The sequence below is a fragment of the Sphingomonas sp. SRI_018 genome (assembly GCF_057586275.1).
In genome coordinates, this window is the sequence record NZ_JBYCZO010000004.1 from 77,868 (window position 1) to 100,721 (window position 22,854).

Genomic DNA, 22,854 nt, shown 5'->3' on the forward strand with positions numbered 1-22,854 from the left:
AAAGCGCAGGAGCACGGGACGGCCTGCTAGGCCCGTGAGGACTGCCCGAGCGCCTCCCGGCAGCCGCGATCAGGCCGCCCGCACCACGCCCACCTCGCTGAACGGCCTGGGCTCCACCGGCGGCACCTGGCTCTCGTTGAGCCCGCATTGCCAGAAGCCGACGTCGATCCACCGGCCCTGCTTGAAGCCGACCTCGCGGTACATGCCGGCGCGGCGGAAGCCGACCGCCTCGTGCGTGCGGATCGAGCTGTCGTTGGGCAGCGAGATCACGCCGATCGCCTGGGTAAAGCCCTGCGCGCGCAGTGTGTCGATCAGCGCCTCGTAGAGCAGCCGTCCGACACCCTGGCCGACCACCGGCCCCGCGACATAGACCGAGGTCTCGACGACGTACTTGTACGCCGGCCGGTCGCGCCAGCGCCCGGCATAGGCATAGGCGAGCACGCCCGAATCGTCCTCGCCGTTGGTGGCGACCATCCACGGATAGAGCCCGTCCGACGCGGTCATCCGCGCGCGCATCGCCTCGGCGTCGGGCGCTTCGGTCTCGAACGAGACGGTGCCGCCCAGCACATAGGGTGCATAGATGGCGGCGATCGCCGCGGCGTCTTCGGGCCGCGCGCCTCGGATCGCGATCATCGGAACAGCTTCGCGAACAAGAGGTCGGCCAACTTCAGATCTCCCTGTCTGGCATTGGATGGAGCATAGGCGGTGCATTCGAGGCACAGCGCCTGCACCGACGGCCCGCGCGCGAGCCGTCGGGCGTCGGCGATCGCCTGGGCGAAGATCGCGCGCCGCTCCGCCGCGATCCGCGCCACCGCGTCGCCGGAGGGCGCATTGGCGTCGTCGTCATCGTCGCCGCTGCCGAACAGCGCCGCCGCGATCTTCGCGGTCCACTTGGGCTCCTTCTCCAGGAACACCGGGTGTACCTTGGCCGGGTCGAGCTTGGCCCGCCGCGCCGCCTCGGCGACCGCGTCGTCGAGCGTGCCGAACCGGTCGACCAGCTTGAGCTGATGCGCGGTCCCGCCGTCCCACACGCGGCCCTGCCCGATCTCGTTCACCCGCTCGGGGCTCAGCTTGCGCGCCTCGGACACGCGGGCGATGAACCGGCGATAGCCGTTCTCGACCCCCGCCTGCAGCACCGCGTCGAGCTGGGGCGTCGTGCCCTTGAACACGTCGGGCTGGCCGCTGAGCGGCGTGGTGGCGACGCCGTCGGCGGTGACGCCGATCTTGCCGAGCGCGTTCTCGAAGGTCGGCAGCACGGCGAAGATGCCGATCGATCCGGTGATGGTGTTGGGTTCGGCGAAGATGGTGTCGCCCGCCGTCGCCACCCAATAGCCGCCCGACGCGGCGAGCCCGCCCATCGACACGACCACCGGCAGCCCCTGCGCCTTGGCCTGGAGCACCGCCTGGCGGATCTGCTCGCTGGCCAGCGCCGATCCGCCGGGCGAATCGACCCGCACCACCAGCGCCTTGAGATTCTTCTTGGCGAGCCCGTCGAGCAGCAGCTTCGACACCGTCTCGCCGCCGGCGGTGCCGGGGCCTGCCTTGCCGTCGACGATCTCACCCGCGACGGTGATCACGCCGATCGCATCGCCGCTGGTCGGCGCCGGATTGGCCGCGATCCAGTCGGCGAGCTTGATCGTGCGGAAGCTGCCCGCCGGCTTGCCGCCGTCGCTGCCGGCGATCTCGGCGACGCGCTTGCCGAAGGCGAGCCGGTCGCCGAGCTTGTCGACCACCCCGGCGGCGAGGTTCGACTTGGCGAGATCGCCGTTCGCGGCAAGCATCACCTTGTCGGGCTGGGTCAGGTAATCGGCGATCTTCGCCTTGGGCCGCGCCTTGGCGACATTCTCGCGCCACTGGCTGAAGATCGCGCCGTAGAGCGCCTCGTTGGCCGCGCGCGCCGGGGCCGACTGGCCGGTCAGCGTATAGGGCTCGACCGCCGACTTGAACTGGCCGACGCGATAGACGTGGACGTTGACGCCCAGCTTGTCGATCAGCCCCTTGTAATAGAGCTGCGACCCGCCCGGCCCCATGAACATCGCGCCGCCCATCGGATCGACCCAGATCTCGGACGCATTGGCGGCGATCAGATAGCTCGAATCCATGTACGCGGTGGCATAGGCCAGCACCGGCTTGCCGCTCGCGCGGATGCGGCCGACCGCGCTCGCCACCTCGGCGACCGCGGCGGGATAGCCGCCGGCGAAGCGGTCGAGGTCGAGCACTACCGCCTTGACGCGGCCGTCGGTGCGCGCGGCGTCGAGCGCGCGGACTACGTCGCGCAGCCGCGTCTCCTTGGCGACGCCGCCGCCGAAGCTGGCGAGCGGATCGACCTCCTCGGGCTGCTCCGATAGGCGGCCGTCGAGCGCCACTACCAGCGCCCCGTCGCGGATCGCGGTGTTGGGCCGCGCCGACAGGAGGGCGAACAGCCCGCCGAAGAACAGGAGCATGAGGATCAGGACGAGCGCGTCCTTGATCCCCACCAGCAGCTTCCAGGCGCCACGAACCAGCTTCACGTCTTCGCTATCCCCCAAAGGCGGAATCGCGGGCGACGCTAGAGCATGGGACGCGCGCGGGCAAACCTTGGCGTGTGAGGAAGGGGTGAAAGGAGTCTGGATCGGCATCCAACCGTCACCCCGGCCTTGGGCCGGGGTCCACCGGGAGGCAGGTGCAGGACAACAGGCTCCAGCGCAGCCCGAGAGGTCGAGTGGACCCCGGCCCAAGGCCGGGGTGACGAAGAAGGAAAATGCGGCGGCGCGCAGGGCAATGGGACGAACCGGGGACAGCCCGCGCGCCGCCGTTTCCTCGTCCGAGGGGGGCTCGAAGGACGAGGAGGGAAGGATCAGCGGCCGAACAGCTTCGGCAGCGTGATCTTGAGCGGCAGATTGCTGAGACCCGGGATGCCGCTGAAGGTCGGCACCGCGATGCTCGCCGAGCCCAACTTCACCTCGACGATGTTGTTGCCGCTCAGCAGGTTGACGCTTCCGGTGCTGCCGTTGAGCGGGGCCTGCTTGCCGACGTTGACGCCGAGCACGGTGTTGCCGTCCTTGGGCGTCGTCACGTTGACGTCGCCGGCGCCGACCGCGACGATGTCGGACAGCTGGGTCTTGCCCGGCTTGGTCAGGCTGTTGACGGCCACGTCGATCACCTGACCGTTGGTCAGCGCATTGACGTCGGCGAGGCCGCCTTCGCGGCCCTGGGTCTGGCCCAGGTTGACCGCGACCGCGGCGGGGCCGTTCGGCGAATGGCCGGTGTGGAAGTTCCCCGCGTCGATCGAAATGATGTCGGCGGAGTTGGGCAGCGCCGGCGCCGGCAGCGACTGGGCGCTGGCGGAGCCCGCGGCGATCGCGGCCGTGGCGGCGGCGGCGATCAGGCTCGATCGGATCAGATAATGCATCGATCACGTCTCCTCTCAGGGACGGGCAGGCATGCCCGTCCGTGGGGCAGGGGGCCGGAAAAGCGTGAACTCTCTCCCCATCTCGCCGCCGCTTCGGCGGGGATGACCGGCACGCTAACCATCGTGTGCGGTGTCTCGTCCGGATCGCGGGCACGACCGGGCTTGGCACCGTTCCGGCGCAGATTGCCTGGGAAGGCCGGGGCGCCTAACCGGAGTCGCGTTCGACTCGCCTCCCGACCCTTGACGCTGTGACCGCACGGGCACATATGCGCGGCGCTGGCACTCTCCTCATGGGAGTGCCAAGACAGTCCACATCACGTCACTAGCAAGGGATGACGCGCATGAACTTCCGTCCGCTGCACGATCGCGTGCTCGTTCGCCGGGTCGAGGCCGAAGAGAAGACTGCCGGGGGGATCATCATTCCCGACACCGCCAAGGAAAAGCCGCAGGAGGGCGAGGTCGTCGCCGCCGGCGCCGGCGCCAAGGCCGAGGACGGCAAGGTGACGCCGCTCGACGTCAAGGCCGGCGACCGCATCCTGTTCGGCAAATGGTCGGGCACCGAGGTCAAGGTGAACGGCGAAGACCTGCTGATCATGAAGGAATCGGACATCCTCGGCATCGTCGAGTGACGTCCGGCGCCTCCCGCGCGCGCGTACGCGAAGGAGGTGCGACTTTCGTGACTTTCCAACTCTCAACCTCTCATCTGAAAGGGTAGCCACATGGCAGCCAAGGACGTCAAATTCAGCCGCGACGCGCGTGAGCGCATCCTGCGCGGCGTCGACATTCTCGCCGACGCGGTCAAGGTCACGCTGGGGCCGAAGGGCCGCAACGTCGTGATCGACAAGAGCTTCGGCGCGCCGCGCATCACCAAGGACGGCGTCACTGTCGCCAAGGAGATCGAGCTCAAGGACAAGTTCGAGAACATGGGCGCGCAGATGGTGCGCGAAGTGGCCTCGAAGACCAACGATATCGCCGGCGACGGCACCACCACCGCCACCGTGCTCGCCCAGGCGATCGTGCGCGAGGGCATGAAGTCGGTCGCGGCCGGCATGAACCCGATGGACCTGAAGCGCGGCATCGACCTCGCCGTCACCAAGGTCGTCGAGGACCTCAAGAGCCGCTCGAAGCCGGTCGCGGGTTCCAACGAAGTTGCGCAGGTCGGCATCATCTCCGCCAACGGCGACAAGGAAGTCGGCGAGAAGATCGCGGAAGCGATGGAGAAGGTCGGCAAGGAAGGCGTGATCACCGTCGAGGAGGCCAAGGGCCTCGAGTTCGAGCTCGACGTCGTCGAGGGCATGCAGTTCGACCGCGGCTATCTCTCGCCCTACTTCATCACCAATCCGGAGAAGATGTCGGTCGAGCTCGCCGATCCGTACATCCTGATCCATGAGAAGAAGCTGTCGTCGCTGCAGGCGATGCTGCCGATCCTCGAGGCGGTGGTGCAGTCGGGCCGTCCGCTGCTGATCATCGCCGAGGACATCGAGGGCGAGGCGCTGGCCACGCTCGTGGTGAACAAGCTGCGCGGCGGCCTCAAGGTCGCGGCGGTCAAGGCGCCGGGCTTCGGCGATCGCCGCAAGGCGATGCTCGAGGACATCGCGATCCTCACCAAGGGCGAGGTCGTCAGCGAGGATCTCGGCATCAAGCTCGAGAGCGTGACCCTCGGCATGCTCGGCACCGCCAAGCGCGTCACCATCGACAAGGACAACACCACCATCGTCGACGGCGCCGGTGAAGAGGCGGCGATCAAGGGCCGCATCGAGGCGATCCGCCAGCAGATCGAGGTGACCACCAGCGACTACGACCGCGAGAAGCTCCAGGAGCGCCTCGCCAAGCTCGCCGGCGGCGTCGCCGTGATCAAGGTCGGTGGCGCGACCGAGGTCGAGGTGAAGGAGCGCAAGGACCGCGTCGACGACGCGCTGCACGCGACCCGCGCGGCGGTCGAAGAGGGCATCGTCCCCGGCGGCGGCACCGCTCTCCTCTACGCCACCAAGGCGCTCGAGGGCCTCAAGGGCGAGAACGACGATCAGACCCGCGGTGTCGACATCATCCGGCGCTCGCTGCAGGCGCCGGTGCGTCAGATCGCCCAGAACGCCGGCCATGACGGCGCGGTGGTCGCGGGCAAGCTGATCGACGGCAACGACGTCAACCTCGGCTTCAATGCCGCGACCGACACCTATGAGAACCTGGTCCAGGCCGGCGTGATCGACCCGACCAAGGTCGTCCGCACCGCCCTCCAGGACGCGGCGTCGGTCGCCGGTCTCCTCATCACCACCGAGGCGACCGTGGCCGAGCTGCCCGAGGACAAGCCTGCGGCTCCGGCGATGCCGGGCGGCATGGGCGGGATGGATTTCTGAGCCAAGGCGGCCTGAGCTAAGGCGACTTAGCTCAGGACTCGCCAAAGGCTCGGCCGGCGGGCGGCTGGCTTCGCCAACCGCCCGACCGACGGCGCGGCTTCGCCGCGCCGGTCCACCGAACCCAAAAGCAAAGGGCCGGGAGATCCCTCTCCCGGCCCTTCGTTTGTCCGATCCGGAAAGGCGCTACTCCAGCCCCAGCGCCTTCTTCACCTCCGCCCAGCGCACCAGCTTGAAATTCTGCGCCTGCGGCGCGTTGTCCCCATCCTGCGCGATCATCAGCCCGCCCTCGAGGCCTGGACCGAAGCGCGCGGTGCTGACCTCGATCCCGTCGGTCTCGCTGGTCCCGCCGATCCCTCCGCCCTCGGCGATGCGGAAGCGCCCGGCATAGCCGAGGTCGGGCAGCCGCCACAGCGCATAGGCGGAGTCGCCCTGGCTGGAGACGACCAGATAGCCGCCGTCCGCCCCCTCCGCCGCGATCGCCACGCCCTCGACGTCGGCGATCAACTCCTTGCCATTGGCCTTGGCGACCGAGGTCGGCGTCACCGGATCGCCCGGCTCGGCGCCGAACCTCCAGACCCCGACATCCTCCTCGCCGACGAACAGCGTGCCGGTACGGTCGTCGGCGACGCAGCCCTCGGACTGGGTGGCGAGCTTCATCGTCCGCACCGTCTCGGCGCCGCTGCCGTCGGCCGCGATGCGGAGCTGGATGATCGCCCCGTCCTTGCCGACCACAAAGGCGTAGAGCCCGCTCTTCGCCTGGTACATGCACAGGCCATAGGCTTCCGCCGTCGCCACCGGCACCCGGGCGAGCGGGGTCAGCGTCGCCGTCTGCGTATCGAGCCGGAACAGCGCGAGCCGGCTGTCCCCGATCGTGTTGCGATCGCTCGCCGCGACGATCACGCCCGCCGGCGTCTCGCGCAGGTCGACGTTGTTGACCCGGCCGGCGGCGAGGTTCGAGCGCAGCTTGCCGTCGAGGCCGTAGACGTTGAGCCCCGCCTTCTTGTCGGTCGCGACGATCAGGCTGGCGGCGGGATCGGCCGCATTGTGCCAGATCGCGGGATCGTCGGCCGCATCCTGCAGGCTGGCGACCGCGTCGGTCTGCGCAAAGGGCGTGACCGAAGCGGTCGCCAGCGGCGATACCATCGCCTGCGGCTTCGGCGTGGCGGCACAGCCCGACAGCAGCAGCGCCGTCAGCAAGTGGCGGTGTTTCATAGGTGATCTCCCCCTGTTGCGCCGCCTCATGGGGAAGGGGTGTGTCAGTAAAGTGACAAGCCGGCTAGCGCCCCCGCCGCGTCACCGCTTCAACGCCTCGATGATCTTCCTGATCTCCTGGCTGCGCCCCCGCGGCAGGATCAGCACGTCGTCGCCGCTTGCCACCACGATCAGGTCCTCGACGCCGACCAGCGCGATCCGCACGCCGTCCGAGCGCACGAAGCAGTTCTTCGTATCGACCGCGATCACCTCGCCGTGATGGACGTTGCCGCCTTCGTCGATCTGGCTGATCGCGTGCAGCGCGTCCCAGGAGCCGACGTCGCTCCAGCCCATACTGACCGGCACCACCGCCACCCGCGCCGCCTTTTCCATCACCGCATAGTCGATCGAATCCGCCGGCGATCTTGCAAAGGCCTCCTCGTCCGGCCAGATCCGCACGCCTTCGCGGCGCGCCTTGGCCATCGCCTCCTGCGCGGCGACGAGCATGTCGGGCGCATGCGCCGCGAGCGCGCCCAGATACATGTCCGCGCGGAACAGGAAGATGCCGCCGTTCCACGCATGGCCGCCCTCCGCCAGCATCGCTTCGGCCGCCTCGCGCGGCGGCTTCTCGATGAAACGGTCGACCTTGTGGACGCCGCTCGCGATCTCCTCGCCGATGCGGATGTAGCCATAGCCGGTCTCCGGCGCATCGGGCGTGATGCCGAAGGTGACCAGCCAACCCTCGTCGACCAGCGGCAGCGCCGCATGGATCGCCGCGTGGAACGCGGCGACGTCGGTGATGACATGGTCGGACGGCATCACCAGCAGCGGATCGTGCCCGCCGCCGGCCGCGATCGCCGCCAGCGCGATCGCCGGCGCGGTGTTGCGCCCCATCGGCTCCAGCACCAACGCACGCGCCGAACCCTCGATCGCGGCGAGTTGCTGCTCGATCTCGTCGGCATGATAAGCATTGGCGACCACCACCGGCGCGGTGAAGCGCTCGCCGCCGCAGCGTCTCGCCGTAAGCTGCAACATCGTCTCCTCGGCGGTGAGCGCCAGGAGCTGCTTCGGCCGCTCGGGCCGGGACATGGGCCAGAGCCGGGTGCCCGAACCTCCTGAGAGGATCACGGGAATGATCGGCCTGACGTCGGTCATGATGAACGGTTCTCCTGTTGCGATGGATGTAGCGGACGCCCCCCCCTCTCGTCCAACGCCCCGACTCTCATCGATTTCCGCCGCCGTTCAGCATTTCTTCGCCTTTTTGCGCGAGACGGGTGTCGGCGAAGTTTACACTCAGGTGTCGGGAGCGCGCCGCGCGCGATGATCAGGCTGTTCAAGCATTACGTGCCGAACGCGGTGCTGCTGCTCGGTCTGTTCGATCTTGCGGTGCTCGCGCTTGCCGGCGAGCTCGGCTGGACGCTGCGCGCGCACCAGATCGGCATGGCCGTCGAGCCGATCCACACCCGCACGGCCCAGCTCGCCGTGTTCGTCGCCGCGGTCGAGACGGCGATGATCGCGGTCGGCGTCTATGGCGCCGAGTCGCTGCAATCGATCCGCTATGCGATGGTACGGCTCAGCGTCGGCGTCGCGATCGGCGTGCTGGCGCTCAGCGCGCTGTTCTTCATCCTGCCCGACCTCAGCCTGTGGCGATCGAACCTGCTCTACGCCATGGGCCTTGCCATCGTCGGCCTCACCTTCCTGCGCATCCTCATCGGCAAGGCGCTCGGCGGCCAGGCGTTCAAGCGCCGCATCGTCGTGCTCGGCGCCGGCCCGCGTGCGGCGCGGCTGAAGGCGCTGGCGGCGCGGCCGGGCGCCGGCTTCGCGGTGGTCGGCTACGTCAGCATGAGCGAGGGTAACCGCGTGATCCCGGAGGCGATCGCGCGCGACGCCATCTACAACCTCGCCGATCATGTCGTGCTGCTGAGCGCGAGCGAGGTGGTGTTGGCGCTGGAGGAGCGGCGTAACGCGCTGCCGCTCAAGGATCTGCTCCGCATCAAGACCACCGGTGTCCACGTCAACGAGATCTCGACCTTCCTCGAGCGCGAGACCGGGCGCGTCGACCTCGACAGCGTCAATCCGTCCTGGCTGATCTTCTCCGACGGCTTCTCGTCGAGCCGGATGCTGTCGAGCGTGTTCAAGCGACTGTTCGACATCGCCGCCAGCCTGATCCTGCTGGCGCTGACCCTGCCGGTCATCGCTCTCGCCGCGATCGCGGTGAAGCTCGACAGCAGGGGGCCGGCTTTCTACCGTCAGGTCCGCGTCGGGCTTTACGGAACGCCGTTCCAGGTCATCAAGCTCCGCTCGATGCGCACCGACGCCGAGGTGCAGGGCCAGGCGGTGTGGGCGGAGAAGGACGATCCGCGTGTCACCCGAATCGGCCGGTTCATCCGCAAAGTAAGGATCGACGAGCTGCCGCAGTGCTGGACCGTCCTCAAGGGCGAGATGAGCTTCGTCGGCCCCCGCCCGGAACGGCCCCAGTTCGTCGACGATCTGGAAGCCAAGCTCCCCTATTACGCCGAACGGCACATGGTGAAGCCGGGCATCACCGGCTGGGCGCAGATCAACTATCCCTATGGCGCCTCGATCGAGGACGCGCGGCAGAAGCTCGAATACGACCTCTACTACGCCAAGAACTACTCGCCCTTTCTCGACCTCCTGATCCTGCTCCAGACGGTGCGCGTGGTGCTGTTCCCGGAGGGAGCGCGCTGAGGCGATGGCCGAAACGCTGACCCTGTGGAGCCATGCGCTGGCGGCGCTGCTGTTCGCCGCCGTCGCGCTATGGGCGGGGCGGAGCGCGCGGGTGGTGCTGCCGCGCTGGCCGCTGGTCGCGGCGGTGGCGGCACTGGCGGCATGGGCGCTGGCGGTCGCCGGGCTCGGCGGCAATTCGCCGGGCACGCAGCTCGCCGAAGGCGCACGGACGCTGGCGCTGCTCGGCTTCATGTTCGCGCTTGGCCGGCAAGGCGCGCTGCGCGCGCCAGCCGGCGTGGTCGCGGTCTACGGCGTGGTCGCGCTGATCGCGGCCGCGGGGATGCTGCTCGCGCTTGGCGTCGTCGGGTTCCATGAAGACGCCCAAGTCGTCAATGCCAGTGCGCTGCTGCGCATGATGGTGGCGGTGGGCGCGCTGGTGCTGCTTCAGCAGCTCGACGCCGAGGACGGCCGCGGCAATGTCCGCCTGATTGCGATCGGCTTCGCGGCGATATGGCTCAGCGATTTCGGCTTGGCCGCCATCGCCTATCTGCTCGGCGCATGGCCGGCCGTGGCGGCGCCCGTCCGAGGGGCGGCGATGGTGCTGGCGGCGGCGCTGATCGGCGCAGCGATCCAGCGCGATGGGCGCGGCGAGGTCCGCATCTCGCATGCCGTCGCCTATCGCTCGCTGTCGCTGGTCGCGATCGGCGCCTATTTCGCGCTGCTCGCCGCCGGCACCAGCCTGCTCGGCGCGATCGGCGGCACGCTGGCGCGGATGTGGCAGACCGCCTTCGTGTTCGGCTCGGCCGCCGCGGTGCTGACGCTGGTCGCGTCGCCATGGCTGCGTGCCTGGGCGAAGGTGAGCGTCGCCAAGCACCTCTTCCGCCATCGCTACGACTATCGCGCGGAATGGATCCGCTTCACCGGCACGCTCGGCAAGCCTGACCGCGCCGCGCCGCTCGCCGAGCGTGTAGTCAAGGCGGTCGCGGACCTCACCGACTCCCCGGCCGGGCTGCTGCTGGTACCGGACGGCGCTGGGCTCGGCATCGGCACCGGCTGGAACTGGAGCGGAGACCTGCCGCGTACCGGCGCCGACGCGGCCTTCACGCACAGTCTCGGCCAGGGCGAGCGCATCGTCGAGCTCGACCGCGCCCGCCGCGGCGACGTCGATGGCGACGTCGCGCCGCAATGGCTGCTCGACGAGCGGGACGCCTGGGCGGTGGTGCCGCTTCTGCACCTGGACACGCTGGTCGGCGCGATCGTGCTTGCGCGTCCGCCGGTGGACCGGGCACTCGATTGGGAGGATTTCGACCTGTTGCGCATCGCCGGACGCCAGGTCGCGAGCTATCTCGCCGAAGCGCGCGCGCAGGAGGCGCTCGCCGAGACCGAGCGGTTCGACGAGTTCAACCGCCGTTTCGCCTTCATCGTCCACGACATCAAGAATCTGGTGAGCGGGTTGAGCCTGGTTGCCCGCAATGCGGAGCGCCACGCCGACAACCCCGCCTTCCGCGCCGACATGGTGGCGACGCTCCAGGATTCGGCCGACAAGCTCAACGCGCTGCTCGGCCGCCTGCTCGCCAACACCCGCGCTGCGGCCGAGCCGCCGGTCGCGATCGATGTGACGGCCATCGCCGAGCATATCGCCGCGGCACGCCGCGCGCAGCATCCGGTCGTGGTGGCGGGACCGAAGGGCGCAGTTGCGCTCGCCGATCCCGGTCGGCTGGAGCAGCTGCTCGGTCATCTCGTCCAGAACGCGATCGACGCGAGCGCCGCGGTCGATCCGGTGACGATCGCAGTCGAGCCCGGTGTGGAGACGGTGACGGTCTCGGTGATCGACCGCGGCTGCGGCATGTCGCCCGCCTTCATGCGCGATCGGCTGTTTCGCCCCTTCGCCTCGACCAAGCCCGGCGGCTTCGGCATCGGCGCGTTCGAGGCGCGGCAGCTGGCCGAAGGAATGGGCGGACGCATCGAGGTCGAGAGCTGCGAGGGTGGAGGCTCCACCTTCCGCGTGATCCTGCCGGCGGCGCTCGCCTCCAGGGTGGCGGCATGAGCGAGACGAGGAAGCTGCTGATCGTCGAGGACGACCTCGCGCTCCAGCGCCAGCTGCGCTGGGCCTATGAAGGCTATGAGGTGCATGTCGCCGCCGACCGCGAGAGCGCGGTCGCGCTGCTGCGCGCCGAGGAGCCGGCGGTGGTGACGCTCGACCTCGGCCTGCCGCCCGATCCCGACGGCACCAGCGAGGGTTTCGCCACGCTCCAGGCGATCCTGGAGCTGAAGCCCGACACCAAGGTGATCGTCGCCTCGGGCCACGGTGCCCGTGAAAGCGCGCGGATCGCGATCGCGGCGGGGGCATGGGACTTCTATGCCAAGCCGATCGACATCGACGCGCTCGGCCTGATCGTCGCGCGCGCCTTCCACGTCCATGCGCTGGAAGCGGAGAACCGCCGGCTCGCCGAGGCTGGATCGGGCACCGCGCTCGGCGGCATGATCACCGCCGCGCCGGAGATGCTGAAGGTCACCCGAACGATCGATCGCGTCGCCGGCGCCGACGTGTCGGTGATGCTGCTCGGCGCATCGGGCACCGGCAAGGAGCTGCTCGCGCGCGGGCTGCACGAGGCCAGCCCCCGCAGGCGCGGCGCCTTCGTCGCGATCAACTGCGCGGCGATCCCCGAGACGCTGCTCGAGAGCGAGCTGTTCGGGCACGAGAAGGGTGCCTTCACCGGCGCGGTCAAGACCACCGAAGGCAAGATCGAGGCGGCGCATGACGGCACCCTGTTTCTCGACGAGATCGGCGACGTGCCGCTGCCGCTCCAGGTCAAGCTGCTGCGCTTCCTGCAGGAGCGGGTGATCGAGCGGATCGGCGGGCGCAAGCCGATTCCAGTGGACACGCGTATCGTCTGCGCGACGCACCAGGACATCGACGCGATGGTCGCCGCCGGCAGCTTCCGCGAAGACCTCTACTATCGTCTCGCCGAGATCGTGGTGCGCATCCCGTCGCTCGCCGAGCGGCCGGGCGATGCCGGACTGCTCGCACGGCATTTCCTGCGCAGATACGCCGGCGAGATGCGAAGCGGCGTCAAGGGCTTCACGCCCGACGCGCTCGCGGCGATCGACGCCTGGAGCTGGCCCGGCAACGTCCGCGAGCTGGAGAACCGGGTGAAGCGCGCCGTCATCATGGCCGACGGCGCGCGCGTCACCGCCGCCGACCTCGACCTTGCCGAACCTGCTGGAGACAGCTTGCCGATCAACCTCAAGGCAGTGCGCGAGGCGGCCGACCGCAAGGCGATCCGCCACGCGCTGGCGCGCGCCGACGGCAATATCTCCGGCACCGCCCGGCTGCTCGGGATCAGCCGTCCCACCCTCTATGACCTGATGAAGGCCTATGACCTCCAGCCGTAGGCGCCTCGGCGCGCTCGCCCTTGCCGTTGCCGCCGCCGGCCTGTCCGCCGGCGCGCCGCTCCATGCCGACGCAGGGACCGCCCGGGCCACGCTCGGCCGCGCCCTCGCCGCGCTCGATCAAGGCAATGTCTCGGCCGCGCACGCTCTCGCCGCGTCCGCCGTGAAGGCCGATCCGAGCTGGGGGCTCGCCCATGCGGTGCTTGCGCGGACGGCGCTGGCGGACGACGACGGCATCGCCGCCGAGGCCGAGCTCGGCAAGGCGCGCGACAACGGCTTCGACATGCGCCGGGCGCAGCAGCTGCTTGCCCATGCGCGGCTGCTCCAGGGCGATCCGCAGCAGGCGCTCGCGCTCGCGAAGGCGACTGCGCCCCGTTACTGGACCTATGGCCTGCGCATCCAGGCGCGGGCGCTGGCGGCGATGGGCAACCCCGCCGCCGCCAACGACCTGCTGGCGCAGGCGATCGCTCGTGCGCCCGCCGACAGTGCCGTATGGACCGATCTCGCCCGTTTCCGCCGGAGCGTCGGCGACGTCGCGGGCGCGATCGAGGCGGCGGGCCGCGCGGTCGCTCTCGACGGCGACAACACCGCCGCGCTGCTGTTGAATGCCCAGCTCGTGCGCGACCAATATGGCCTGGTCGCGTCGCTGCCATGGTTCGAGGGCGCGCTGAAGCGCGACCCGAACAGCTATCCGGCCCTGCTCGACTATGCGGCGACACTCGGCGATGCCGGCCGATACAACGACATGCTCGGCGCCGCCCGCCGCGCGCTGGCGGTGCGGCCGGGCAGTCCGCAGGTGCTCTATCTGCTCGCGGTGATGGCGGCGCGCGCGGGCAATACCGGCCTCGCGCGCGACCTGATGGAGGATACCGGCGGCGCGCTCGACGGCATGCCGGGGCCGCTCCAGCTCGGCGCGACGCTGGACCTGGACGATGGCGCCGACGAGCAGGCGGTCACCAAGCTGCGCAACCTGGTCGCGATCCAGCCGATGAACATCCGCGCGCGCCAGCTTCTCGCCATGGCGCTGCTGCGGCGCGATTCCGCGCGGGGCGCGCTCGACGTCATCCAGCCGGTGGCCGAGCGCGGCGATGCCGACAGCTATACGCTGACGCTGGCCGCACGCGCCTTCGAACGGCTCGGCGATCGGGCGGCCGCCGCGCGCCTGCTCGATCGCGCCGCGCATCCGGCGCGGGCGGACGCGGCGAGCTTCAGCTCGGACGACAGCGTGCCGGTGCTCGCGGCCGCCGCCGCCGGCGATCCGGCCGGCGAGCCGTCGAGCGCGATCCCCTTGATCCGGGCGCAGCTCGAAGCCGGCGATCGTGCCGGCGCGCTCGCCCGCGCGCAGGCCGTGGCGGCCGCCAACCGCGGTGCGCCCAAGGCGGCGCTGGTGCTTGGCGATACACTGATGGCGCTCGGGCGGCCGGGCGACGCCGTCGCCGCCTTCCGCCGCGCCGCGTCGCTGAGCTTCGACGAGCCGACGATGCTGCGGCTGACCGAGGCGCTCGACATGGCCGGACGGCGCGAGGAGGCGTCGAACGCGCTCGCGCTGTTCCTGTCACAGAACCCGGCGAACGTCGCCGCGCTCCGCCTCGCCGCACACTGGCAGATCGCGGCGGGCGAATATGACGCGGCGATCGACACGCTGGAGAGGCTGCGCGTGCGGCTCGGCGACCGCGACGCGGCGCTGCTGGCCGAGCTCGCCTATGCCTATGACGGCGCCGGCGAGGAGGAGACCGCCGCCAGCTATGCCGCCGCCGCCTATGCGCTGGCCCCGGCCAATGCCGCTGCGGCCGACGCCTATGGCTGGGCGCTCTACGGCAGCGGTGACACCGAGGGAGCACGCCAGCTCCTGGAGAAGGCGGTGGCGCTCGCGCCTCGTCATGCGGCGCTGCGCTGGCACCTCGCCCAGCTCTATGCCGATCTCGGCCGTGCGCAGGATGCCCGCGCCCAGGCGCTGGCGGCGCTCGCCGATCCCCGCTTCGGCGAGCGCGAGGCGGCGCAGAAGCTGGCCGCGGCCGGCTGACCTCGCTAAGCGGGGCGCCATGACCGACCCGCTCGAAAGGATCGCCGCCGCGCTGGAGCGGCTCGCCCCGCCGCCACCTGCGTCCGCCGATCCGCTCGCCCATCCCGCCTATCTCTGGCACGGCGAGGTACTGGAGGCGGCGCGCGGCTTCGCGCCGCTGCCGCTCGAGATGCTGACCGGCATGGATGCGCAGAAGGCGTCGCTGCTCGAGAATTTCCGCCGCCTCGCCGCCGGCCATGCCGCGCACGACGTGCTGCTGTGGGGCGCGCGCGGCACCGGCAAGTCGGCGCTGGTCGCCAGCGCCGCCGCCGCGACCGGCCTCGCGCTGGTCGAGGTCGCCACCGCCTCGCTCGACAGCCTGCCGCGGCTGTTCGCCACGCTGGCGCCGGTCAAGCGCGCCTTCGTGGTGTTCATCGACGATCTCGGCTTCTCGGCGCCGAGCGAGGCGCGCGCGCTGCGCTCGCTGCTGCAGGGCGGTGCGGAGGCGCGGCCCGACAACACCCGCCTCGCCGTCACCTCGAACCGCCGCCACCTCGTCCCGCGCGACATCGCCGAGCAGGAAAGCGCGATCAATCCGCGCGATGCGGTCGACGACGCGCTGGCGCTGGCCGACCGGTTCGGGCTCAGCCTCGGCTTCCATGTGATCGACCAGGACACCTATCTGGCGATCATCGAGCGCTACGCGACCAGCTATGGCCTGCCGTTCGATCCCGTCGACGCGGTCGGCTGGGCGACGCGGCGCGGCAGCCGCTCGGGGCGGGTGGCATGGCAGTACGTCATCGACCTCGCCGGCCGCGCCGGCGTGGCGATCGATCGCGGCAAGGGGGCCTAGCCGAGCGTCTCGACCATCTCCGCCAGTTCTAGCCACCGCAGCTCGGCCGCGTCCTTCTCTTCGCGCGCGGCGGCGATCGCCTTCATCAGCGTGTCGAATTTCGCGGGATCGCGTGCGTAAAGCTCCGGGTCGGCCAGCGCCGCCTCGTCGCGCGCGATCGCCGCGTCGAGCTCCTCGATCCGCTTCGGCAGCAGGTCGTAGTCACGCTGGTCCTTGTAGCTGAGCTTGGTGCGCGTCTGCAGTGGAGGAGGCGGCGCGGCCGCCGTTTTCGCCGCAGCCCTCGCCTGCGCCCTGAGCTTCCGCTTGGCTTCCCAATCGGCATAGCCGCCGGCGACGATGTCGACCGAGCCCGACCCGTCGAGCCCCAGGGTCACCGTCACCGTGCGGTCGAGGAAGTCGCGGTCGTGGCTGACGATCAGCACCGTGCCCTCATAGTCCGCGATCACCTCCTGGAGCAGGTCGAGCGTCTCGAGGTCGAGGTCGTTGGTCGGCTCGTCGAGCACCAGCAGGTTGGAGGCGCGGGCGAACTCGCGCGCCAGCAGCAGCCGCGAGCGCTCCCCGCCGGAGAGCGTGCCGACGCGGGCATCGGCGAGACCGGGGTCGAACAGGAACTCCTTGAGATAGCCCTGGATGTGCTTCTTGACCCCACGCACCTCGATCCAGTCGCCGCCGTCGGCGAGCACGTCGCGCACGCGCTTCTCGGGCGCCATCAATTTCCGCTGCTGGTCGATGATCACCCCGTCGAGCGTCCTGGCAAGCGTCACCGTCCCCTCGTCGGGCGCGATCTCGCCGGTCAGCAGCCTGATGAGGGTGGTCTTGCCCGCGCCGTTGGCGCCGACGATGCCGATGCGGTCGCCGCGCTGGATGCGCAGGCTGAAGTCCTTGATGATCGTGCGCTCGCCAAAGCGCTTCGTCACCCGGTCGGCGGTGATCACGCTCTTGGTGCGCACGTCGTCGGTGGCGATACCGAGCTTGGCGGTGCCCTGCGGCCCCAGCATCGAGGCACGCTGGGCGCGCATCTGGTTGAGCTTCTCCAGCCGCCCCTGGTTGCGCCGCCGCCGCGCGGTGACGCCGCGCTGGAGCCAGTGCAGCTCGAGCTTCAACTTGGCGTCGAGCTTCTCCGCCGCACGCGTCTCCTCGGCATAGACCGCCTCCATCCACGCCTCGAATCCACCGAAGCCGATCTCGTTGCGGCGGATGCTGCCGCGATCGAGCCACAGCGTCTGGCGGGTGAGACGGGTCAGGAAGGTGCGGTCGTGGCTGATGACGATGAACGCGCCGGTGTAGCGGTTCAGCCAATCCTCCAGCCAGTCGATCGCGGCGAGGTCGAGATGGTTGGTCGGCTCGTCGAGCAGCAATACGTCGGGGTTCTGCGCCAGCGCCCGCGCGATCGCCGCGCGCCGCCGCTCGCCGCCCGACGCGGTCGCCGCGTCACGGCCGAGGTCGATGCCGAGCTGCCCGGCGATCGCCTCCGCCTCGTGTCTGGACGGCGCGTCGGCGCCCGACAGCACGAAGTCGAGCAGTGTCTTCGCGCCCTCCATCTTCGGCTCCTGCTCGAGCATCACCACGTTGGTACCGGGCACGATCGTGCGGCGGCCCGCGTCCGCCTCGATGCGGTCGGCGATCAGCTTGAGCAGCGTGGTCTTGCCCGCGCCGTTGCGCCCGATCAGCGCCAGCCGGTCGCGCGCGCCGATATAGATGTCGAGGCCGCGGAACAGCCAGCCCGAGCCCTGCACGAGCCCGAGGCCTTCATAGGCGAGGATGGGAGCAGCCATGATCGGGGCGACCTAGGGTCCCTTCGCGCTTGCGGCAAGATTTCGTCGACATTCACGGGCTGTTCAACGCATGCTGCCTATGCCACAGCCATATGAAGATGGTGGGAATTCTCTCGATCGGCCTTGCGATCGCGCTCGCCGGTGCCGGCGACGCTGGTGCGCAGCGGCATCGCCGCGGCGATCAGGACGCCGCGCGCGAGGCGCGCGAGCAGGGCCGCCTGCTGTCGCTTCGCGAGATCGAGCGCCGCGTCGTGCCGAAGATGAGGGGTGCGCAGTACATCGGCTTCGACTTCGATTCGGGCACGCAGGTTTACACGCTCAAATTCCTGCGCGATGGCAATGTCATCTGGGTGAGCGTCGACGGCCGCTCGGGGGCCGTCATCGGCCGCACCGGAAGCTGACGCTCCCCCACTGGAGACACACATGCGCGTTCTGATTGTCGAAGACGAACCCAATCTCGGTCAGCAGCTCCGCAACACGCTCGAAGGGGCGGGCTATGCAGTGGACCTCGCCACCGACGGCGAGGAGGGGCATTTCCTGGGCTCGACCGAAGACTATGATGCGATCATCCTCGATCTCGGCCTGCCCGAGATCGACGGGCTGACCGTGCTCGACCGCTGGCGCAAGGAAGGCAAGACCACGCCGGTGCTGGTGCTGACCGCGCGCGACAGCTGGTCGGACAAGGTCGCCGGGCTCGATGCCGGCGCCGACGACTATGTCGCCAAGCCGTTCCAGACCGAGGAGCTGATCGCCCGCCTGCGTGCGCTGATCCGCCGCGCCTCGGGCAATGCCTCGGCCGAGCTGACCGCCGGCGACATCCGCCTCGACACCCGCTCGGGCAAGGTGACCAAGGCCGGCGAGCCGGTGAAGCTCACCGCGCAGGAATACAAGCTGCTCAGCTACCTCCTCCACCACAAAGGCAAGGTGGTGAGCCGCACCGAGCTGATCGAGCATATCTACGACCAGGATTTCGACCGCGATTCGAACACGATCGAGGTGTTCGTGACGCGCATCCGCAAGAAGCTCGGTGCCGACGTGATCTCGACGATCCGCGGCCTCGGCTATTCGCTCGACGAGCCCGGCGAACGGCCGTCGGCGGAGTGATGCGCTTCCGCTCCCCGCCAGCGGGGAGCGGGGCATGTAAGGCTGCCTGATGGCCACCACCGCTCCCGAACTGCCGCCACGCCCTTACGTCCGCGTCACCGGCTCGCTGTCGCGCCGGATGATCGTCGTCGCGGCATTGTGGATCCTGCTGCTGCTCACCGGCGGCGGGTTCGCGCTCGATCGCGTGCTGACTTCGGCGGTGACGCGCAGCTTCGACGACCAGCTCGATTTCCTGCTGACCAGCCTGATAGCCACGGCGGAGATCGGGCCGGAAGGCGAGGTGATGTTCAACCGCCAGCTCGCCGACCAGCGCTTCCTCGAGCCCAACTCGGGCCTCTACTGGCAGGTGAGCGGCAATGGCGTCGATCCCTTCCCATCGCGCTCGCTGTGGGACCGGCGGCTGCGTACCGATCAGCAGCACCGCGACCGCGACGTCCATATCTATGATTCGAGCCAGTTCCCGGACGAGCGCCTCCGGGTCGTCGAACGGGACCTCAAACTGCCCGGCTCGCCGGTGCGCTGGCGCTTCCAGGTCGCGCAGAACCGCGGCTATCTCGACGCGCAGATCGCAGCGCTCCGCCGGACGCTGGTGCGCAGCTTCGTGCTGCTTGGGCTCGGGCTGATCGTGATGGTGACGCTGCAGACCTTCTACGGCCTGCTGCCGCTGAGGAAGGTCCGCTTGGAGATCCAACGGATGCGCGCGGGGACATCCAGCCGTGTCGAGGGCAATATGCCCGCCGAGGTCGCACCGATGGTCGAGGAACTGAACGGCCTCATCGAGCACAACGATCGCCAGGCCGAGGAAGCGCGCCGCCACGCCGGCAACCTCGCCCATGCGCTGAAGACGCCGCTCACGGTGATCATGAACGCTGCCGCCGCGGGCCAGGCCGACCTCGCCGACACCGTGATCCGCGAGGCGCGGACGATGCGTCGCCAGGTCGACCACCATCTCGCGCGGGCCCGCGCGGTCGGCCGCCGCGGCAGCGCGCACAGCCGCGCCGAGCTTTGGGTAAGCGTTGAAGCGGTCGAGCGGGCGATCTCACGCCTTTATCCCAACGTCCGCATCGACACCGACGGCGCGAAGGACCTCAAGGCCAGGATCGAGCGCCAGGACCTCGACGAGATCCTCGGCAACCTCGTCGAGAATGCCGCCAAATACGGCGGCGGCAGCGTGTTCATCACCGTCTCGGCGCAGGCGGGCTTCGCCGAGATCATGGTCGAGGACGACGGAAGGGGCATTCCTGAGGCCGACCGCCTGCGCATCTTCGACCGCGGCGTGCGGCTCGACAGCGGCAAGCCGGGGACGGGGCTGGGGCTGGCGATCGTGCGCGACGTGGCCGAGCTGTATGGCGGGACGGTGAGCCTGGAGGAAAGCGAGGACCTCGGCGGCCTGCTGGTCCGCCTGAGGCTGCCGCTGGCGTAAACAAGCTCCTCCCCGGAACGGGGAGGGGGACCGCGCCCGCAGGGCGTGGTGGAGGGGGCCCAGCCAAGAGCGATCCGTCGGTGGAGGGCCCCCTCCACCAAGCCGCTTCGCGTCTTGGTCCCCCTCCCCGTTCCGGGGAGGAGCTTAGAGGTCCCTCACCACCTCCGCCGCGATCTCGAAGCTCCGCCTCCGTGCGGCATGATCATGGATCATCCCGGTCACCATCAGCTCGTCCGGCTTCGTCCGCTCGACGAACGCGGCGATCTGGCGCTTGACGCTCTCCGGCCCGCCGGTCGCCGAGCATTGCAGCACATGATCGAGGATCGCGTTCCCCTGCGCGCCCAGCGTCTCGCGGAAGCCGGGCACCGGCGGCGGCAGCTGGATCGCCTGTCCGGTGCGGATCGCGACGAACGCCTGCTGCGCGGAGGTCGCGATCAGCTCCGCCTCCGCATCGCTGTCGGCGGCGAACACGTTGAAGCCCAGCATCAGGTGCGGCTTCTCGCAGACGGGGGAAGGACGGAAGTCGCGGCGGTAGATCGCGATCGCCATGTCGAGCGCATCCGGCGCGAAATGCGAGGCGAAGGCATAGGGCAGCCCCAGCATCGCCGCGAGCTGTGCCCCGAAGGTCGAGGAGCCGAGAATCCACAGCTTCACGTCCGCCCCCGCGCCTGGCGTCGCGCGGATGCCGGTCTGCCCGTCGTCGGCGAAATAGCTCTGCAGCTCGAGCACATCCTGCGGGAAGGCGTCCGGGCTGCTTTCCAGCGTGCGCCTCAGCGCCCGCGCCACCCGCTGATCCGATCCCGGCGCCCGCCCGAGTCCCAGGTCGATCCGCCCTGGAAACAGCGCATCCAGCGTGCCGAACTGCTCGGCGATCACCAGCGGGGCGTGGTTGGGCAGCATGATCCCGCCCGCGCCGATCCGGATAGTCGAGGTCGCGGCGCCGACATGCGCGATCACCACCGATGTCGCCGCGCTGGCGATCCCGGGCATCCCGTGATGCTCCGCCACCCAGTAGCGTGTGTAGCCGAGCGCCTCGGCATGGGCGGCGAGGTCGGCGGCATTGGCGAGCGCGGTACGGGCGTCCCCGCCCTGCACGATGGGGACGAGGTCGAGGAGCGAATAGGGGATCATGACCTGCCAGATGGGGAGCCGCTTGCCCCATGCAAGCAGGACCGGTAGGCGCGCCCTCGTGCCGCCCGAACTCGACCACGTCCGCGCCTGGATCTTCGATCTGGACAACACGCTCTATCCGCCGAGCGCGAACCTGTTCGCCAAGATCGATCATCGCATGACCGACTATATCGAGCGGCTGACCGGCCTCCCCTGGGACGAGGCGCGCAAGCTGCAGAAGGGCTGGTTCCACGCGCACGGCACCACGCTGGCCGGGCTGATGGCCGAGCACGGCACCGATCCCTATGAGTTCCTCACCTATGTCCACGACATCGAGATGGACGTGCTCGAGGAGAACGCCCCGCTCGCCGCCGCGATCGCCCGGCTGCCGGGGCGCAAGCTGGTCTTTACCAACGGCGACCTGCCTTATGCCTCGAAGGTGCTCGACCGGCTCGGCCTCGGCGCCAGCTTCGAGGCGGTGCACGACATTCACGCGATGGCGCTCCGCCCCAAGCCCGATCCGGTCTCCTACGAGGGGCTGTGCGCCGCGTACGAGCTGGAACCGACCGAATGCCTGTTCGTCGAGGACATGGCGCGCAATCTGAAGCCGGCCAAGGCGATCGGCATGACCACCGTCTGGGTCGACAACGGCAGCGAGCAGACCGCCGACACCGACCGCAGCTTCATCGACTATACCACCGCCGACATCACCGGTTGGCTGCACGATATCCTGGGAGACGCTTGAGTGACCGATCTTCAAACGACCATCGACGCCGCCTGGGAGAATCGTGCGGATCTCAATACGGGGACCGAAGGCGCGGTGCGCGAGGCGGTGGCGGAAGCCCTCAACCTGCTCGACCGTGGCGAGGCGCGCGTGGCGGAGCCGGTGGACGGCGGCTGGCGGGTCAACCAGTGGCTCAAGAAGGCGGTGCTGCTGTCGTTCCGCCTCAACGACAATGTCGTGATGCCGGGCGGCTGGTACGACAAGGTGCCGTCGAAGTTCACCGGCTGGGGCGAGGACGCCTTCCGCGCCGCCGGCTTCCGCGCGGTGCCGGGGTCTGTGGTCCGCCACGGCGCCTTCATCGGCAAGGGCGCGGTGCTGATGCCGAGCTTCGTCAACATCGGCGCCTATGTCGGCGAGGGGACGATGGTCGACACCTGGGCGACGGTCGGCAGCTGCGCGCAGATCGGCCGCAACGTCCACATCTCCGGCGGCGCCGGCATCGGCGGCGTGCTCGAGCCTTTGCAGGCCGACCCGGTGATCATCGGCGACGGCGCCTTCATCGGCGCGCGCTCGGAAGTGGCGGAGGGCGTGCGGGTCGGCGAGGGCGCGGTGCTGTCGATGGGCGTCTATCTCGGCGCCTCGACCAAGATCGTCGACCGCGCCACCGGCGAGGTCCACCGCGGCGCGGTGCCGCCCTATGCGGTGGTCGTCCCCGGCACGCTGCCGGGCGAGGCCGGCAAGCCCGGCCTCTACTGCGCGGTGATCGTCAAGACGGTGGATGCCCAGACGCGGTCGAAGACGGGCATCAACGAGCTGCTGCGGGACTAGGGTTGAGATCCTCCCCCG

General features: G+C 69.7%; 19 protein-coding genes. 12 read left to right on the top strand and 7 right to left on the bottom strand.

The window, feature by feature from the left end:
• Positions 1–69: 69 nt before the first annotated feature.
• The 3 genes from AC2YHA_RS17145 to AC2YHA_RS17155 form a co-directional block, all read right to left on the bottom strand.
• On the bottom strand, positions 70–633 hold the full coding sequence (locus AC2YHA_RS17145) for an N-acetyltransferase family protein (RefSeq protein ID WP_487402591.1): 564 nt from the start codon (positions 631–633) through the stop codon (positions 70–72).
• Positions 630–2,510 carry a signal peptide peptidase SppA gene (gene sppA / locus AC2YHA_RS17150; protein ID WP_487402592.1) on the bottom strand — a complete coding sequence of 627 codons (1,881 nt, stop codon included), beginning with the start codon at positions 2,508–2,510 and terminating at the stop codon, positions 630–632. The genes AC2YHA_RS17145 and sppA overlap by 4 nt, the downstream gene beginning before the upstream one ends.
• A 326-nt stretch (positions 2,511–2,836) precedes the next feature.
• Positions 2,837–3,391 (bottom strand): hypothetical protein, encoded by a 555-nt coding sequence (locus AC2YHA_RS17155; RefSeq protein ID WP_487402593.1) that lies wholly within the window; start codon positions 3,389–3,391, stop codon positions 2,837–2,839.
• A gap of 341 nt (positions 3,392–3,732) precedes the next feature.
• Here AC2YHA_RS17155 and groES point away from each other — a divergent pair, with 341 nt between their 5' ends.
• Positions 3,733–4,020, top strand: a complete 288-nt coding sequence (gene groES / locus AC2YHA_RS17160; protein ID WP_233784891.1) for a co-chaperone GroES — start codon at positions 3,733–3,735, stop codon at positions 4,018–4,020.
• Between the two features lie 90 nt (positions 4,021–4,110).
• Complete coding sequence (groL, locus tag AC2YHA_RS17165) at positions 4,111–5,745, top strand: chaperonin GroEL (RefSeq protein ID WP_233784892.1); 1,635 nt, start codon at positions 4,111–4,113, stop codon at positions 5,743–5,745.
• A gap of 183 nt (positions 5,746–5,928) precedes the next feature.
• On the opposite strand, the gene AC2YHA_RS17170 is transcribed toward groL, so the two are convergent.
• Together AC2YHA_RS17170 and AC2YHA_RS17175 are read right to left on the bottom strand one after the other, a co-directional pair.
• Positions 5,929–6,957: a phytase gene (locus AC2YHA_RS17170; protein ID WP_487402594.1), complete on the bottom strand. Its 1,029-nt coding sequence runs from the start codon at positions 6,955–6,957 to the stop codon at positions 5,929–5,931.
• A gap of 81 nt (positions 6,958–7,038) precedes the next feature.
• A complete protein-coding gene (locus tag AC2YHA_RS17175) occupies positions 7,039–8,091 on the bottom strand; it encodes a mannose-1-phosphate guanylyltransferase/mannose-6-phosphate isomerase (RefSeq protein WP_487402595.1) in 1,053 nt (350 codons plus the stop codon).
• Between the two features lie 165 nt (positions 8,092–8,256).
• Here AC2YHA_RS17175 and AC2YHA_RS17180 point away from each other — a divergent pair, with 165 nt between their 5' ends.
• The 5 genes from AC2YHA_RS17180 to AC2YHA_RS17200 are packed head-to-tail and all read left to right on the top strand — an operon-like array spanning position 8,257 to position 15,872.
• The gene (locus AC2YHA_RS17180) at positions 8,257–9,645 is read left to right on the top strand and encodes a TIGR03013 family XrtA/PEP-CTERM system glycosyltransferase (protein WP_487402596.1); all 1,389 of its coding nucleotides are present in this window, start codon (positions 8,257–8,259) and stop codon (positions 9,643–9,645) included.
• A 4-nt stretch (positions 9,646–9,649) separates the two neighbouring features.
• A complete protein-coding gene (gene prsK / locus AC2YHA_RS17185; protein ID WP_487402597.1) occupies positions 9,650–11,671 on the top strand; it encodes an XrtA/PEP-CTERM system histidine kinase PrsK in 2,022 nt (673 codons plus the stop codon).
• Positions 11,668–13,020 carry a PEP-CTERM-box response regulator transcription factor gene (gene prsR, locus AC2YHA_RS17190; RefSeq protein ID WP_487402598.1) on the top strand — a complete coding sequence of 451 codons (1,353 nt, stop codon included), beginning with the start codon at positions 11,668–11,670 and terminating at the stop codon, positions 13,018–13,020. Before prsK ends, prsR begins: the two co-directional genes overlap by 4 nt.
• Complete coding sequence (locus AC2YHA_RS17195) at positions 13,004–15,040, top strand: tetratricopeptide repeat protein (protein ID WP_487402599.1); 2,037 nt, start codon at positions 13,004–13,006, stop codon at positions 15,038–15,040. The genes prsR and AC2YHA_RS17195 overlap by 17 nt, the downstream gene beginning before the upstream one ends.
• A gap of 19 nt (positions 15,041–15,059) precedes the next feature.
• Positions 15,060–15,872: a DUF815 domain-containing protein gene (locus AC2YHA_RS17200; RefSeq protein WP_487402600.1), complete on the top strand. Its 813-nt coding sequence runs from the start codon at positions 15,060–15,062 to the stop codon at positions 15,870–15,872.
• On the opposite strand, the gene AC2YHA_RS17205 is transcribed toward AC2YHA_RS17200, so the two are convergent.
• Positions 15,869–17,647 carry an ABC-F family ATP-binding cassette domain-containing protein gene (locus AC2YHA_RS17205; protein ID WP_487402601.1) on the bottom strand — a complete coding sequence of 593 codons (1,779 nt, stop codon included), beginning with the start codon at positions 17,645–17,647 and terminating at the stop codon, positions 15,869–15,871. The two genes, AC2YHA_RS17200 and AC2YHA_RS17205, sit on opposite strands and share 4 nt — an antisense overlap.
• Positions 17,648–17,745: 98 nt before the next feature.
• On the opposite strand from AC2YHA_RS17205, the gene AC2YHA_RS17210 reads away from it, so the two are divergent.
• Genes AC2YHA_RS17210 through AC2YHA_RS17220 form a run of 3 tightly spaced genes read left to right on the top strand, consistent with a single transcriptional unit; the run spans position 17,746 to position 20,174 of the window.
• Positions 17,746–18,048 carry a hypothetical protein gene (locus AC2YHA_RS17210; protein ID WP_487402602.1) on the top strand — a complete coding sequence of 101 codons (303 nt, stop codon included), beginning with the start codon at positions 17,746–17,748 and terminating at the stop codon, positions 18,046–18,048.
• Positions 18,049–18,070: 22 nt separating this feature from the next.
• A complete protein-coding gene (locus AC2YHA_RS17215; RefSeq protein WP_233784901.1) occupies positions 18,071–18,751 on the top strand; it encodes a response regulator transcription factor in 681 nt (226 codons plus the stop codon).
• A gap of 49 nt (positions 18,752–18,800) precedes the next feature.
• Positions 18,801–20,174 (top strand): sensor histidine kinase, encoded by a 1,374-nt coding sequence (locus tag AC2YHA_RS17220; protein WP_487402603.1) that lies wholly within the window; start codon positions 18,801–18,803, stop codon positions 20,172–20,174.
• A 144-nt stretch (positions 20,175–20,318) separates the two neighbouring features.
• Here AC2YHA_RS17220 and AC2YHA_RS17225 read toward each other — a convergent pair whose 3' ends face one another.
• Positions 20,319–21,305, bottom strand: a complete 987-nt coding sequence (locus tag AC2YHA_RS17225) for an LLM class flavin-dependent oxidoreductase (RefSeq protein WP_487402604.1) — start codon at positions 21,303–21,305, stop codon at positions 20,319–20,321.
• A 58-nt stretch (positions 21,306–21,363) separates the two neighbouring features.
• Between AC2YHA_RS17225 and AC2YHA_RS17230 the strand changes: the two genes are divergently transcribed.
• Together AC2YHA_RS17230 and dapD are read left to right on the top strand one after the other, a co-directional pair.
• Positions 21,364–22,029 (top strand): pyrimidine 5'-nucleotidase, encoded by a 666-nt coding sequence (locus AC2YHA_RS17230; protein WP_487402605.1) that lies wholly within the window; start codon positions 21,364–21,366, stop codon positions 22,027–22,029.
• Positions 22,030–22,836, top strand: coding sequence for a 2,3,4,5-tetrahydropyridine-2,6-dicarboxylate N-succinyltransferase (dapD, locus tag AC2YHA_RS17235; protein WP_487402606.1), 807 nt, complete (start codon positions 22,030–22,032; stop codon positions 22,834–22,836). It begins immediately after the preceding gene.
• The last annotated feature ends 18 nt before the right edge of the window (positions 22,837–22,854 follow it).

Coding starts and splice junctions, on each gene's coding strand:
- AC2YHA_RS17170 (WP_487402594.1), bottom strand. CDS start 6,957: ATGAAACACCGCCACTTGCTGACGGCGCTGCTGCTGTCGGGCTGTGCC.
- AC2YHA_RS17225 (WP_487402604.1), bottom strand. CDS start 21,305: ATGATCCCCTATTCGCTCCTCGACCTCGTCCCCATCGTGCAGGGCGGG.
- AC2YHA_RS17205 (WP_487402601.1), bottom strand. CDS start 17,647: ATGGCTGCTCCCATCCTCGCCTATGAAGGCCTCGGGCTCGTGCAGGGC.
- prsR (WP_487402598.1), top strand. CDS start 11,668: ATGAGCGAGACGAGGAAGCTGCTGATCGTCGAGGACGACCTCGCGCTC.
- AC2YHA_RS17215 (WP_233784901.1), top strand. CDS start 18,071: ATGCGCGTTCTGATTGTCGAAGACGAACCCAATCTCGGTCAGCAGCTC.
- AC2YHA_RS17155 (WP_487402593.1), bottom strand. CDS start 3,391: ATGCATTATCTGATCCGATCGAGCCTGATCGCCGCCGCCGCCACGGCC.
- prsK (WP_487402597.1), top strand. CDS start 9,650: ATGGCCGAAACGCTGACCCTGTGGAGCCATGCGCTGGCGGCGCTGCTG.
- AC2YHA_RS17175 (WP_487402595.1), bottom strand. CDS start 8,091: ATGACCGACGTCAGGCCGATCATTCCCGTGATCCTCTCAGGAGGTTCG.
- groL (WP_233784892.1), top strand. CDS start 4,111: ATGGCAGCCAAGGACGTCAAATTCAGCCGCGACGCGCGTGAGCGCATC.
- AC2YHA_RS17210 (WP_487402602.1), top strand. CDS start 17,746: ATGGTGGGAATTCTCTCGATCGGCCTTGCGATCGCGCTCGCCGGTGCC.
- AC2YHA_RS17200 (WP_487402600.1), top strand. CDS start 15,060: ATGACCGACCCGCTCGAAAGGATCGCCGCCGCGCTGGAGCGGCTCGCC.
- AC2YHA_RS17180 (WP_487402596.1), top strand. CDS start 8,257: ATGATCAGGCTGTTCAAGCATTACGTGCCGAACGCGGTGCTGCTGCTC.
- groES (WP_233784891.1), top strand. CDS start 3,733: ATGAACTTCCGTCCGCTGCACGATCGCGTGCTCGTTCGCCGGGTCGAG.
- AC2YHA_RS17195 (WP_487402599.1), top strand. CDS start 13,004: ATGACCTCCAGCCGTAGGCGCCTCGGCGCGCTCGCCCTTGCCGTTGCC.
- AC2YHA_RS17145 (WP_487402591.1), bottom strand. CDS start 633: ATGATCGCGATCCGAGGCGCGCGGCCCGAAGACGCCGCGGCGATCGCC.
- AC2YHA_RS17220 (WP_487402603.1), top strand. CDS start 18,801: ATGGCCACCACCGCTCCCGAACTGCCGCCACGCCCTTACGTCCGCGTC.